This window comes from Vibrio hepatarius (assembly GCF_018860525.1).
Lineage (GTDB): Bacteria > Pseudomonadota > Gammaproteobacteria > Enterobacterales > Vibrionaceae > Vibrio > Vibrio hepatarius_B.
On record NZ_JAHKPM010000056.1, the window covers coordinates 22535 to 35350 of the forward strand.

Here is a 12816-nt window from a genome sequence, read left to right on the forward strand (position 1 = left end):
AAATGACAAAAAAGTATCTCGCAATTATGTGCTCCTTTTTTATGATGGCGTTATCAGCTTGCTCAACCCCAACTGAGGCGACGACCCAGAATAAGCAAAAGGCACACAATGAAACCCTTGAGTCTTATAAGAATATCGAAAGCATAGTTGGGAAAGAAGCACTATATGCAGCACTGAACAGATACAATGAAATAACTCCCCCACCAAAAAGGTTGGTTGTAGTTGATTACACTAAACCCTCAGAGGAAGAAAGATTCTTTGTAATCAATATTGTAGATAGGGTTGTCGAGAACAAAACTCTCGTCTCCCATGCAGTGAACAGCGGTTACAGAAAGCCTTATTCATTTTCAAACCAACCCAACTCAAAGCAATCTTCGGTTGGCTTGTTTTACACCAATGAGTTGTATCATGGAAAAAATGGATTGTCTTTGAGGGTTGATGGGGCTGATGAAGGGGTCAATGACAACGTAAGGAAAAGGTTTATTGTCATTCATGGATCTGATTACGCCGAGAGAGAATTCTTTGAGCAACATGGGATGCTTGGTCGAAGCGAAGGTTGTTTTGCAATACCAATGTCAACCCACAAACAGATCTTGCCAAAGATCGCAAAACAAACCCCTATGTATGTTCATTACAAAAAATAAATCCGGTGGTGCCTAATACAGCACCACCCTTCTCACCTCCCTTTTCTGAAATTCAGAAAGGTCAATCTCTAGTAAATGTAGTTCTCTATCTCTATTACTTAAGCACTGCACCGTTACAACCTTCTCTTCTCTAGCCTTCACGATCAAATGGTCACTCCCAATAGAGCAAAACTTTGATTGCAAACTAGTCATATCAGTTACCTTTAGCTTTAACTCAATCTCGCGTTCCGAACTATTGCTTATTAACACACTACCACTTCCACCAGAAGCTATCTTAAGAAACATAGGGGTTACTGATATGCTTGATGATGCACTTTCTGATGAAAAATTAATTAAAATGAGCAATAAGACCACAAATATCTTCTTCATATTTATTCTTTATTAAAAAGTATACAAAATGGAAAGTGATATTAATTATTCATGTTGATATTTAATAGATGCAATCTTGCAAAAGAGACATTCCGTGGTAATATCATGACAATCTAAAAGTAACTAGTAAAAATTATGAGCCATAGCTTAATTGAAGAAGTAAAGTTAGGTGTACGCAACATCAAGGCGTTAGGCTACAGATATATTACCTATATCCCAAGACTTGAACCAGATGAGGTATCTCTTAGTGACTGTTTGATTTCTGGTAAAACGAAGAGAAAATCATCAGATATCAATGACTCAAATCCCGTTTGTAGAAGATTGTTCGACATCTTCTGCATTGATGGCGTTCTTCAAAGCGCCGAACAAATTAATATAAATCAAATAGGACTGAAGGTAACAAAACCGAACGCTGTTAATGATGCGTTCTTTAATGAAGGCTTCTTTATATTAAGCAAATAAGAATTTTGGTGGGAGCAATATGCAGAACCCGACTCCTTAAGTTTCCCAAAAACATTGACATACAATAAATGTGGTATGCAATAGTGGCATAACATACAGCTCTTTTGAAAAACATATCAAAAACCTTAATTAAGTAAGGAAAATTGACACAATGACTGACCAAAAAACACAAGCTCTGGAAGACACCCTTAAAAAAATCACTAACCTTCGTTCCGCTAGAGCAATGGGTAGAGAGTTATCGATTGAAATTCTTGTGCGAATCACAAACAACTTCTCTACAGTTCTTGAAGAAAGAAAGGTAGAAGACGAAGCTAAGCGACAAGAAGAAAAGTTGCGTACAGCTAAAATTGAAGAGTACCTTAAAAAATTAAAAGGTGAAGGCATTGATGTAACAGACTTAATTAGTTTTGCTCCGCAGGAAAAAGTCAAGCAAACCCGTCAATCCAAGCCAGCCAAGTACAAGTACACGAACGCTGATGGCGAAGAAAAAACTTGGACAGGCCAAGGCCGCACGCCTTCAGCCATCAAAGAGCAACTTGACCAAGGAAAGACATTAGAGGATTTCCTTATCAACAAAGCTTAAATACACCTAAGCGTAAAAGACTCCTTATGGAGTCTTTTTTTTACCCATTGATTTATCATCGCATAGTTTTTACGATCAATTAAAAATGCTAAGAAAGATAATCCTTTTCGCAGTTGCATCTTCGATCATGCTGACGCAAGCCGCCCACTCTTCCGATGAGTATAGTAATGGTGTTATAGAATATATTGAAACCACTATATATCCTGAGCCGATGAAGGTAAAAGCTGAGTACCTTGTCCATTCAATTTCAAGAATATTCTCAGAAGATTGGAGAAATAAAAAAGAAACATTTCTGTCCATATCCGATGACATAAGTATAAGTTTGAGCTGCTACATTCATGAGTCAGAGAAGGCAAGATTTGATAAAGACCTTAACTTAGTGGATGAGATTCAAACCTTAATGACAAGCTCACCAAGAAGAAAAAGTTTATACGAGGGCTTTATGAAAGCTGATATGCAGAGAGAACACTCAATGAAAGATGAGTCTATCTGCTCTGCATTAATCTAATCACTAAAGTAGTTTTTTTATGGTGTGCAACCTTGCCACAGGTGTCGAAACAAAAGAAATGGCAAGCAAGGTTACTCCAGAAAATAGCATAAACTTAAAATACCCAAACAAAACACCGATTAGACCTACTAACAAAAGAGTTAAAGAGACAAGAACTCTCCTAGCAAAGTGTTGATTGTGAGCAATCAGAACCTTGCAAAAATCGCTGTTTATTCCTGAATTCTCAATAGAACCCAGTGCGTATGGGGAAAGTAAGTCTTCTAAGGTGCCCTCAATAGCCTCCTCGAATGTCTCACCTTCCCTTAATTTGTGAAGAAGTACCTTACAGATGTAGGGGAACTCACCTTGCAAATTACTCAACCATCCGCTTGGGTTTGCATTAGGGTGATTAAGCCTCTGGCGGTTAAGTGCCACCACAAATTTTATTTGCTTAGATATTGAAAATCCAAGCCTCGCCTTGATGGAATTAAACATTTTAATTTAATGATAATTCTTTTAAAGTCCGCTTAGAAGGTCATGAAGAGACTCAACCATAGTTTCCGAACAAGATACGTCTGCAAGTTCTTCAAAAAGATATTCTTTTGAGCATTTGTATCCATTCAGAATAATGGAGTTGCCCGTTGTAGAGACAAAATCTTGATTAGGCATTCCTTGGTTAAGGTAATCGACTAGCTCTGAAGCATAATACTCAGGATCGGACTCAAAGTTGAGGCTAGATACACGAAAAGGGTCTTGAGCCTCGATCTCTAAGGAAAACTCTAGACCCCAATCTTCTTGATGAAACCCTGAAACTGCTAAATGTGACATGTTATACCTCTCATAAATTTGATTGCCGATTATAAATTTGTCCTTATTTTGCCATAATCTCTATATTGCCGCACTTAGATTTCGTCAAGATCTAGCTTTTTTTCTACGTTTTTTATGTGCTTAATTTCTGATGTAAGCAGCTTATTGAAGTTGTAAATAACTCCTCTCAACTGCTTAAGTTCGTTCTCAAGAACGAATAACCGATCTTCCACACTCAGCTCATGATTGACCCTACCGCCTAACCAGCCACCACTAACTGATATGACAGCAAATAAGAATGAGCCACGAGTGATAATAAAAGCTACTACCAAAAGAATTTTACTAACCGTGTGATGCGGGGTTAAATCACCATACCCAATTGTTGTAACGCTTACAAAAGTAAACCAGATACTATCCCACAAGGTTTTAATACCAGACTCTGGAACCTGAGCTTCAAAGAAAAAAATCGGCATAGCAAAAAAAAACGAAATAACATGCGCGGCTAAAACAACAAATGCTTGATTTCTAATTTTAGATATTTGCCTTTTTTTAATTTTCATAGAATTTTTTGAATTTATTCACAATATACTCTTAAATACTTAGAAAAAAAATGAACCTTTTCCTAACTACATTTGGTGTGGTATTCACATCTATGCTTTTTTCATTAGCAGAATCCAGCGTTGTTGGCTCCAATGAATTCAAAGTTAAAAACATGATTAAGCAAGAAGTTTCTGGCTCTAGTGATCTATTAAAGGTGATATCACAGAGAGGAAAGTATTTAACTTCAATAATTTTCATGAACACCATTGTAAACATTGGCGGTTCAATGTTAATTGGGTCTCTTGCCGCTAAGCATTTTCATGATTTTTATTACACAGCATTTATTATATCGGTAACTGTAGTGATGTTGTTTCTTTCAGAAATAAAACCAAAGGTATTTGCAGCAAGCCGACCTGAAAAGGTAGGTAAACTTATAGCTAAGCCGCTTATTTTTATCACTACGCTTATAAGCCCAATAATTTATTTAATTAATCTTTTGGTTGGAAGCAAATCAGAATCTAACAAACTTACAATCTGTGAACTAGACTACATGCTGAAGTCTGCGCACGACCTTGGTGTAATCAATAACAAAGAGGCAAATTTTATACAGAACTTGTTTTCTATAAGAGAAAGGAAGGCGTCTGAGCTGATAATTAAAGATTGCGAAATACAAACCGTTCCGATACACGAAACCCTTGAGTTTGCGAAGGAGTTAGCTCTAAGCAGCAACCTAAAAAGATTTATTGCTACAAATAAGCACAACCAACCTGTTGGCGTTGTTTTCAAGAGTGATATTCTTGCGAACTTAATATCTGGGGATGAAAAAATGAGTATCGCTGAAATCGTTCACCCTGTTCTGGTTTGCCAAGACGACAAATCAATGATGGAGCTACTAGAAAAATTATACAGAACCGATACTCATTTAGCGGTTGTAACTGATGAGGAAGGAGGAATGATAGGCGTTGTAACCCTATCAAACATCCAAGAGTCAATCTTGAGCGTTTAGAGTAAAACAGAGGGAATTAAGATGAATTCCCTCTGTTCACTCCCTTCTTTAGGTATGTCTTCGACAAACCCATCGAATTCTCGGGAGTATACAACACCGAAGTACGACACTTTTAATCCAGTTTCCCTCTGAACCATCTCAAGACCCCATTGAATATCGTAACCATCAACAGAACTTAAATCAGAAACCTTAATCTTATGGTTGGAGTTATTCCTATTTAGGTAAGAAAGCAATACTTCTAGAAAACTAGAAGCCAATTCTTCGTCACCAAGATCAGTTAATAAATCATTTACCTCTGAATAAAGAATTCCATTAAACTCATAGACATTTTCATCAGAGACTGAGAATTCTACTTCTTTGACAACCCTGTTCTTTAGCCTTACATACATAGAAATACCCTGTTAATCGAATAGCTCTGGCTCTAAATCGCTATAAGTGAAGCTTAATAAGCGAACACCTTCCTGACCATTAACTCTAGGGAAAAGCTCAGTCACCCAAGAGTTAGAAGAATCAAAGTAATCTATTAGACCTTCGAAGTTTAAATCACTTGACATCGAGATATTAAAGCAAGCATTTGCTAGTAACTTTAAAAAGCACTGAATAATGCCATCACCAGAAGCTCTCATAAATTCTGAATATTCGTGGTGATTAATCACATAGGCACTCAATTTTTCCATTGAGGTTTTTTCAAAATCAATTTCAGCACTTAGCTCAATATCATTCCAGAAATGCCTAACAGTATATGATTTAATATGCATGACTAAATTTGACCCTCTGTAATCAATTCTTTTATAGACTGCGAAATCACGGAATCAATATCCTTCTTAGATCGAATGTACTGCCAGTCTCTTAAAGACTGATTAAGTTCTATATCTGTTTTAACAGTAGCGACTTGCATCATTAAAGATATTTGATCAAAAGAATCCTGTAAGTTGCTTACTAGACCCTTAGCCCCTCGGACACCAGTATTCAAAATTAGTTCAGGGTCATCTAGTAACTCATCTAGGCTATACGCTGCGAGAACGGTAGAGGTTGATTTTTGCCCAAAACTCTTAACCCCAATTATGTTGTCAGCCTTATCACCCATCAATGTAAGCATATCTGTTATTTTATCAGGACTAACCCCTTTGGATTCGACAACAGTTTGCCAACCAAAGAGTACCTTTTCAGCACCTGAGTATTGCATGACATTTTCTTTATCAATTAAAACAAACAGATCTTTGTCTCTTGAAAAGACTGTGGTTTTTATCCCATGTGCAGAACACTTAGTTACAACTGCTCCGATTACATCATCAGCCTCTACATTTGGAACCTTAATAACTGTATACCCTAGATGATTGAGCGCCCTTTCTATAATTATCTTTTGAATCGTAATTTCAGGGTCTTCTGGATCTCTGTTTGCCTTGTACTCAGGGTAAATCTCGTGCCTGAAATTGCTTCCTCCGAAATCAAGAACAGCAAGCATATGAGTGAACTCGCCTCTTTTTCGAATGACAGCGTTTTGCTCTTTTATGAGCTGCAATATTGTATTTTTAACGCAATATATAGGTATATCTCCAATGTAATGGAGTGAGTTGTTTTTTGATGCGTCTTTTTGAGAGGTTTTAAATGTTCTGTAAATGTTTGATGAAAGATCTATAACACCAACATGCATGCTTTTTTTGATCACTATTAAGAACCTAGAGTAGCAAGATGGTGACAGTCTATTTTAAATAAGATCTCGTATCAATAGGTAAAAAAAAGAGTCATCAAATGATGACCCTTTCTTTAAGTGTTAGATGATTAGCCTGCAATCTTGAATTGGCTCATATGAGCACCTTTATCAAGTGCAGCCTGAATTACAGAAGGAGTTCGGCCTTGACCCGTCCATGTTTTCTCTTCACCTTGCTCATTCGTATATTTGTACTTTGCTGGTCGAGGTGCGCGTTTAGCTTTTTGTCGCTTTTGCTTAGTCTGGACTTCAGATTCTGGATTGAAACCAACTAATGTGCTATTTGCCGCGAAGTAAACAAGTTCTTCTAAAGTGACTTCTGAATCAGACAGAAGTGAAAGGATTTCCGCGCACTCATTGTTTTTGCGCTCAACTCTTTGCTCTTCAGCCTTAACAAACTCTTTTTTCTCGGTTAGAACGAGATTAAGCTTATCTAAAGCAGACTCAAGCTCTTCTGTGCTCATGCCTTTAGTAGCAGCACGAAGTGAGCGATCGTTAAGTAAAGTTTTAATATCTGTATTGTCAGTCATTTTTTATATCCGTTAATTAATTTTCATTAATATGTTTTATATCTTTATTTTGCCACAAAACACATACTTGTAAAGTCATAATTTGGAAAAAAGAGCCAATTGTAATGACAATTGACTCTTTTTTGCTTTATTTGGTTACTATTCAGCCTTCAGTTTTTTTCTCAACCAACTCTTTAGTAATCTCAAATTCTTCACATTGCTCTGATGGCGATTCAAATAAAAAATCTCTCAACACTTTATTAATTGTCCCATCCAAACCACGAGAACCAATCTTTTTCTCAAAAGCGTCATTTGCGATAGCCTCCACTGCATCATCACCAATAGTCAATGCAATCCCGTCGGCTTTGGCGAGCAACTGATGTGAGGTAAACATGCTTTTCTTTGAATCTGTTATGATTGCTTTCATAACATGCTTTGCTAACACGACTTTTGGGTTGTTTTTTTCTTTTCTGTTGCTTCTTTATCAATGATAAACCCAGCCTTGGTGCCACTCTGACATTCACCTTTTACGAGTTCTTCAATGCCTTCAAATGCTCCGCTGGTAATAAATAAGATATTTGATGTGTTAACAATATTGGTTGGATTACCAGACTGTTTTTTTCCACCTGTTGTGGAGATTCGAACGTCCGTTCCCTCTCTCAACTTAAGTAGAGCGCTTTGGACCCCTTCACCCGCTGGATCTCGGTTCAAACTAGCACTATCACAACGCTTGCGTAGCTTATCGATTTCATCGATAAAAACGATACCTTTTGATTCAGCTAAGGCAATGTCTCCACCGCATTTATCCACAAGACCCTGAATCATATCTTCTACGCTATCACCAACGTAACCAGCTTCCGTCAGTGTGGTTGCATCCTCTATGTGAATTGGAAGGTCTGTTAGCAAAGCGATAGTTTCAGCTAAAAATATTTTGCCAGTTCCTGTTGGCCCAATCAATAATAAATTGCTTTTTTTTTGCACCACTACCGAAGCCGTATTGATTTTGAATGACTCGTTTCTGGTGTTAGTAAATCGCTACCGAAAGCATTCTCTTTGCTAATCACATACTCATCTAGCTTTTCAACTAATTCTGCTGGCTTTGGAAGCTTTGAAACCTCTTCTACCACTTTATCCATACCATATTTTTCAGCTTTTACTTTAGTCTCTTCAAGCTTTAATTGATTTTGCTCTGACAGGAAGTTTTTACCTAAATCTAAACAATCCTCACAGATTAGTAGCTCGTCGCTGTATGCAACTTAATCCTTACCTTCACCGCATGCAGTGCACAGATTTTTTGCTTGCTTATCAGTCATTATTAAACCCTTATCTTAAGCAGACCCCCCAATACATGTGGCATTATAATGACAAAGGCTGTATGATAAATTCAAATTACTGAATTATTTACTGACTGATTTTGCACGAGTGGAGGTTAACGTGGCTGTTAAGTGTATTAAATTTTTTATTGAAACTTCCCAAGATATCCCAGAAGAAGTCACTATTGAGATGAAGGGCGTAACTGAAACCCTAAAAGTAGATAAATTCCTAACAAAACATTTAAGAACTAAAGATTTAGTATCTTCGTTGAGTAAGCTCGGATACAAGGTGAGCAAAGAAACAGATGAGTCAACCCTGTCAAAACTAGCAAGATACAGAGGAATTAACGATGTCTCTATTAATAAAGAAGAAATTTTCGTTATAAAAAACAAGACTTTAATAAAATATAAAAGTTTTAATCACCATGGTGCAAATATTGACAAAACGTAATCACGTCTCCATAATGCCATCCATGCGCAAATAACCGACTGTAAATCGTTATGAATGAACAAAAATCTAAGGCGCTTGCCGCTGCGCTAGGCCAGATTGAGAAACAATTTGGTAAAGGCTCCATCATGAAGCTTGGCGATGACCGAACTATGGATATCGAAACTATCTCAACTGGTTCGCTTACACTTGACTCGGCACTTGGTGCTGGAGGCTTACCAATGGGTCGAATTGTAGAAATCTTTGGCCCAGAATCAAGCGGTAAAACAACACTTACCCTTGAAGTAATTGCCGCTGCTCAAAAAGAAGGTAAAACGTGTGCATTTATCGATGCAGAACATGCCCTTGATCCTGTGTACGCAAAAAAGCTTGGTGTTGATATTGATAGCCTTCTTGTTGCTCAACCAGACACTGGCGAGCAAGCACTAGAGATTGTTGACTCACTTGCTCGCTCAGGCGCAATTGATGTTCTTGTGGTCGATTCAGTAGCAGCATTAACACCGAAGGCTGAGGTTGAAGGCGAGATGGGTGACAGTCACATGGGACTTCAAGCCAGAATGCTCAGTCAGGCAATGCGCAAGATTACGGGCAACTTAAAGTCCTCTAATTGTATGTGTATCTTCATCAACCAAATCCGTATGAAAATAGGGGTCATGTTTGGGAATCCCGAGACAACAACAGGCGGGAATGCACTTAAGTTCTATGCATCTGTTCGACTTGACATCCGCCGAACAGGCGCTATAAAGAGTGGCGATGAAGTAATCGGTAACGAAACTCGCGTTAAAGTAGTTAAGAACAAGATTGCTGCCCCATTCCGTGAGGCTAACTTTGCTATCCGTTATGGAGAAGGTATTGATACCGCCTCAGAAATTATTGATATCGGCGTTAAAGAAAAGGTAATTGACAAAACAGGCGCTTGGTACGGTTACAACGGCAATAAACTAGGTCAAGGTAAAGAAAACTCACGTAATTACCTACTAAAGACCCCTGAACTCCTTGAAGAAATCAAAGAGAAAATCAAGGGTCACAAGGTCGAAATTGATGACGCTATCCGTGATGAAGAACTAGCTAAATCAAAAGATGACGAACTAGAAGAAGAGTTCTAACTGGATCATACGTCAAAGAATACGAAGCGAAGTTTGGAAGAAAACCTTATGACATTGTAACTGTCGGTAATTATGCTACGACAGGAGCAAGCCGCCACCTTGAGGCTATAACAGACTTCGTGCCTTTGCTTGCGGAAAATGACAAAGATAAATGCATCGAATACATAAAGATTTGTGCTACAAAAAACTCAGTACGCATTCAAGAAACTTCTTCAGATGGTGACAAGCTAACCTTGCTAGATATCGAAGAACTTGAAGGAGCAAGAAGCGACAGTCATTACTATGCTTTTGGGGTAATTGACGCTTTACTTCAATACCAAGAGCAATTCGATCTTATAGAACTGCAAGCTGCCCTGAACCTAGAAAACCCGAAGGCTGCTCGATATTTGGTTGCTTTGTACTCGAACGAGTCAGAAGTTCCCTACAATAAACAGAAGTCAATATATCAAAAGGGGCAACATTGGAATCCAGCATCGTTAAGGAACTCCGTCAATGATTTTACATTTTTAACAACCTGCTTAAGTTAGTAGGTATTATTTAAGTAAGAATTATTCTAAATGTTGGAATATGTGTGATCTTACTTTTAAGAATGTGCGAATAATACACTTATATATTGACAATAATGTGGCATATAATTCTTTACATGAGAATGGATTGCAATATAATGCCCACCCTTTATAAAATTAATAATAGGGTATAAATAAATGCTCAACAGTCAATACACACAAGATGTAAATGGCGAAAAGGCTATGGTTCACGTTTCTGGCTTAATACCATGCGAAGGATTTTCTGGAGAGGCAGCCGCGATGCATCAGGAAGTTCTTTTAGATCTAACTAAGCCTTGGATGACCGAGCACCTATCTATGGGAAGATTTAAGCTTGATTCATTCGATGTCGAAGATTGCATCAACAACTCTCAATACCTTCCAAAGGATGGTGTGCTAGTTAAGTTAAGCTACCTTTGGTCAGGTGTTCTCGATGACGAGGAAATGCTCTGTCAAGCAATTCATGGCGGCGCTGAAGCTCACTATGTTTTTAGTGGGTATGTTTGGGTTCAAGATATGTTTGATCCTAATTCGCTAAACGCTGCTGTCTCTAGCTGGGCATTACTTCAGACTAATAAAATGAAGGTTATTTCAGGTGAGGTCAATCTTCTTGATGACGAAGATCTGATTGGGACGCAGAACTATGACGTCATCCTCAATAGAGTTAGAGCGTTTTATCACTGATATACTCTTTGTAGGCTGGCGGCTCTACTTTTTATGGGTGTTCCGCCAACCTACACGAATTGCACTTAATGCACTTCAAGACACAATAGTAATACCCTTATGCGGCAGTAAGTTGCTACACCCAACCCTTCAAGCTAATCTATACTTGAGGTAAAGATAAAGTTAATAAATAAATTTTGGATATTCAAACTCAATTGGAATAAAAATCTGCCTTAACTTCGTTTATCCAATCTTTAATGAATAAAGTTGAAACCATTAAGCTAACCCTACCAACCTTCTGGTCTGTTTCGACTAGCTTAAAATCCCATCCCCCCATAGCCACTATCACACCAACAAGTTCCTCCTTATTGTTATAAACCCCTCCTCCACTCATGCCAACCTGTATAGGGGCATCTATTACACTAAGTGTGCAGTCTTTAGAGTTCCATTGATTATCAATAAGAAAAAGATCTTGGAGAAACTTACCTTCTCCATACAAGGTTTTTAAGGGGTTCCATAGGTCTCGACCAAACGTTTTTAGCTCAGAATTTGGTGACGCCTTTCCTATCGGATGTATCGACTTGCCCCTATTATCACTCTTAATTATTGATATATCGCATGAAGGATGATGTGCCACTACGCTTGAGAAGTCATAGCTCGCTATATGCTTAGCTGTAATGCTTAGATTTTCAGTAATAGGGACGCTACTTCCTGCTCCACCAAACAAAAAAGGGATACCCATTACTTGTGAGTCAATTGTAATTTGTTCACCATGATATTCATTGAGAACACCATTGCTACAGCCTGCAATTAGAAGTGAGGCTATTATAGTTTCGGATTTCAATCTCATTTTTTTAATCTATTTATAACGAATTTATTTTGCAATGAAAATGCTTTTCTTTTAATTAAAGCCTGACTCTTATATAGTTATAGAAAAATAGATATTTAATGAATTCAGTTAAAGGAATTTTTAAACCAGCAGACTACTTTAGGGTTATTGCTAGCAAAGATGGTAAAACCCTTGTAGGTGAAATGCTTAAGAAGATAATTTTTATAATTTCATTCTTTTCAATCATCGCTTATCTATCAGTTTTAGGCTTTACCGAAAAAATGGGAATAATGGGAGAAGCAACCTTAGCTACAAAATCAGCTATAGACTCTGGATTATGGGCTTTTAGTACTTTTTTACTACATGGCCTGATTGCTGCTGTTGTCGCCAAGTTGTTCAGTGTCGATGAAAGAATTTCAGTCATTGTCACATGCTACTTTTGGTCACACTTATATGGCTGGATTGCAGGGTTTTTAATGTTTGCATTGACATTCTGCTTAGCCTTACTGATAACCGCAGACATACAATTCGCCATAATCTCTTCAGTAATACCTTTTATAATTGTCAAGGTTTGGTATTTAATGAAAGGGACAGAGATATCTATGCAGACTAGTAAAATAGAAAGTGTTGCCATCCTTATTCTTTCGTCAGTCCTACTATTCAGTTTAAACTGGTGCCTAAACGAAGCGACTTCGCATTACTTCAGCAAAGAGATGATGGATTTGTACATCGCATCTGGTGACCATAAAAGTGACTTCTAACCGCCTTATCAGGCGATGCTTCTTATTTCGTTA

At 37.7% G+C, this 12816-nt stretch carries 22 protein-coding genes; 10 read left to right on the top strand and 12 right to left on the bottom strand.

Annotation, left to right across the window (positions count from 1 at the left end; translation table 11 throughout):
- Positions 1–2: 2 nt before the first annotated feature.
- Positions 3–644: a murein L,D-transpeptidase catalytic domain family protein gene (locus KO511_RS16495; RefSeq protein WP_215988505.1), complete on the top strand. Its 642-nt coding sequence runs from the start codon at positions 3–5 to the stop codon at positions 642–644.
- Between the two features lie 12 nt (positions 645–656).
- On the opposite strand, the gene KO511_RS16500 is transcribed toward KO511_RS16495, so the two are convergent.
- A complete protein-coding gene (locus KO511_RS16500) occupies positions 657–1013 on the bottom strand; it encodes a hypothetical protein (RefSeq protein ID WP_215988506.1) in 357 nt (118 codons plus the stop codon).
- Positions 1014–1148: 135 nt separating this feature from the next.
- Between KO511_RS16500 and KO511_RS16505 the strand changes: the two genes are divergently transcribed.
- From KO511_RS16505 to KO511_RS16515, 3 genes are all read left to right on the top strand, one after another.
- On the top strand, positions 1149–1475 hold the full coding sequence (locus KO511_RS16505; RefSeq protein ID WP_215988507.1) for a hypothetical protein: 327 nt from the start codon (positions 1149–1151) through the stop codon (positions 1473–1475).
- Positions 1476–1626: 151 nt separating this feature from the next.
- Positions 1627–2058, top strand: coding sequence for an H-NS family histone-like protein (locus KO511_RS16510; protein ID WP_252724418.1), 432 nt, complete (start codon positions 1627–1629; stop codon positions 2056–2058).
- Positions 2059–2143: 85 nt separating this feature from the next.
- Positions 2144–2566, top strand: coding sequence for a hypothetical protein (locus KO511_RS16515; RefSeq protein ID WP_215988508.1), 423 nt, complete (start codon positions 2144–2146; stop codon positions 2564–2566).
- 3 nt (positions 2567–2569) lie between these two features.
- Here the strand turns inward: KO511_RS16515 and KO511_RS16520 are convergent, their stop codons facing one another.
- From KO511_RS16520 to KO511_RS16530, 3 genes are all read right to left on the bottom strand, one after another.
- Complete coding sequence (locus tag KO511_RS16520) at positions 2570–3040, bottom strand: hypothetical protein (RefSeq protein ID WP_215988509.1); 471 nt, start codon at positions 3038–3040, stop codon at positions 2570–2572.
- Between the two features lie 21 nt (positions 3041–3061).
- Positions 3062–3373 carry a hypothetical protein gene (locus KO511_RS16525; RefSeq protein WP_215988510.1) on the bottom strand — a complete coding sequence of 104 codons (312 nt, stop codon included), beginning with the start codon at positions 3371–3373 and terminating at the stop codon, positions 3062–3064.
- A gap of 74 nt (positions 3374–3447) precedes the next feature.
- On the bottom strand, positions 3448–3912 hold the full coding sequence (locus tag KO511_RS16530; protein ID WP_215988511.1) for a potassium channel family protein: 465 nt from the start codon (positions 3910–3912) through the stop codon (positions 3448–3450).
- A 50-nt stretch (positions 3913–3962) separates the two neighbouring features.
- Here KO511_RS16530 and KO511_RS16535 point away from each other — a divergent pair, with 50 nt between their 5' ends.
- Complete coding sequence (locus tag KO511_RS16535) at positions 3963–4898, top strand: CNNM domain-containing protein (protein WP_215988512.1); 936 nt, start codon at positions 3963–3965, stop codon at positions 4896–4898.
- On the opposite strand, the gene KO511_RS16540 is transcribed toward KO511_RS16535, so the two are convergent.
- The 7 genes from KO511_RS16540 to KO511_RS16570 form a co-directional block, all read right to left on the bottom strand.
- Complete coding sequence (locus KO511_RS16540; protein ID WP_215988513.1) at positions 4895–5287, bottom strand: hypothetical protein; 393 nt, start codon at positions 5285–5287, stop codon at positions 4895–4897. The genes KO511_RS16535 and KO511_RS16540 overlap by 4 nt on opposite strands.
- A 12-nt stretch (positions 5288–5299) precedes the next feature.
- Positions 5300–5656, bottom strand: coding sequence for a DUF2528 family protein (locus KO511_RS16545; RefSeq protein ID WP_215988514.1), 357 nt, complete (start codon positions 5654–5656; stop codon positions 5300–5302).
- 2 nt (positions 5657–5658) lie between these two features.
- On the bottom strand, positions 5659–6567 hold the full coding sequence (locus tag KO511_RS16550; RefSeq protein ID WP_215988515.1) for a 5'-3' exonuclease: 909 nt from the start codon (positions 6565–6567) through the stop codon (positions 5659–5661).
- 113 nt (positions 6568–6680) lie between these two features.
- The gene (locus KO511_RS16555; RefSeq protein WP_215988516.1) at positions 6681–7139 is read right to left on the bottom strand and encodes an H-NS histone family protein; all 459 of its coding nucleotides are present in this window, start codon (positions 7137–7139) and stop codon (positions 6681–6683) included.
- A 142-nt stretch (positions 7140–7281) separates the two neighbouring features.
- Positions 7282–7545, bottom strand: coding sequence for a hypothetical protein (locus KO511_RS16560; protein WP_215988517.1), 264 nt, complete (start codon positions 7543–7545; stop codon positions 7282–7284).
- Positions 7546–7556: 11 nt separating this feature from the next.
- Entirely contained in the window at positions 7557–8102 is a 546-nt protein-coding gene (locus KO511_RS16565) for an AAA family ATPase (RefSeq protein ID WP_215988518.1), read from the bottom strand.
- Positions 8102–8254 (bottom strand): hypothetical protein, encoded by a 153-nt coding sequence (locus tag KO511_RS16570; protein WP_215988519.1) that lies wholly within the window; start codon positions 8252–8254, stop codon positions 8102–8104. Before KO511_RS16570 ends, KO511_RS16565 begins: the two co-directional genes overlap by 1 nt.
- A 298-nt stretch (positions 8255–8552) precedes the next feature.
- On the opposite strand from KO511_RS16570, the gene KO511_RS16575 reads away from it, so the two are divergent.
- The 4 genes from KO511_RS16575 to KO511_RS16590 all read left to right on the top strand — a co-directional run bounded on the left by KO511_RS16575 (position 8553) and on the right by KO511_RS16590 (position 11214).
- Positions 8553–8882, top strand: a complete 330-nt coding sequence (locus KO511_RS16575) for a hypothetical protein (protein ID WP_215988520.1) — start codon at positions 8553–8555, stop codon at positions 8880–8882.
- Between the two features lie 50 nt (positions 8883–8932).
- Complete coding sequence (gene recA, locus KO511_RS16580) at positions 8933–9985, top strand: recombinase RecA (protein WP_215988521.1); 1053 nt, start codon at positions 8933–8935, stop codon at positions 9983–9985.
- 119 nt (positions 9986–10104) lie between these two features.
- The gene (locus KO511_RS16585) at positions 10105–10512 is read left to right on the top strand and encodes a hypothetical protein (RefSeq protein ID WP_215988522.1); all 408 of its coding nucleotides are present in this window, start codon (positions 10105–10107) and stop codon (positions 10510–10512) included.
- 177 nt (positions 10513–10689) lie between these two features.
- Positions 10690–11214: a hypothetical protein gene (locus KO511_RS16590; RefSeq protein WP_215988523.1), complete on the top strand. Its 525-nt coding sequence runs from the start codon at positions 10690–10692 to the stop codon at positions 11212–11214.
- A 190-nt stretch (positions 11215–11404) separates the two neighbouring features.
- Here KO511_RS16590 and KO511_RS16595 read toward each other — a convergent pair whose 3' ends face one another.
- Positions 11405–12043, bottom strand: coding sequence for a serine protease (locus KO511_RS16595; RefSeq protein WP_215988524.1), 639 nt, complete (start codon positions 12041–12043; stop codon positions 11405–11407).
- A gap of 98 nt (positions 12044–12141) precedes the next feature.
- Between KO511_RS16595 and KO511_RS16600 the strand changes: the two genes are divergently transcribed.
- Positions 12142–12783: a hypothetical protein gene (locus tag KO511_RS16600; RefSeq protein WP_215988525.1), complete on the top strand. Its 642-nt coding sequence runs from the start codon at positions 12142–12144 to the stop codon at positions 12781–12783.
- Positions 12784–12816: the final 33 nt, after the last annotated feature.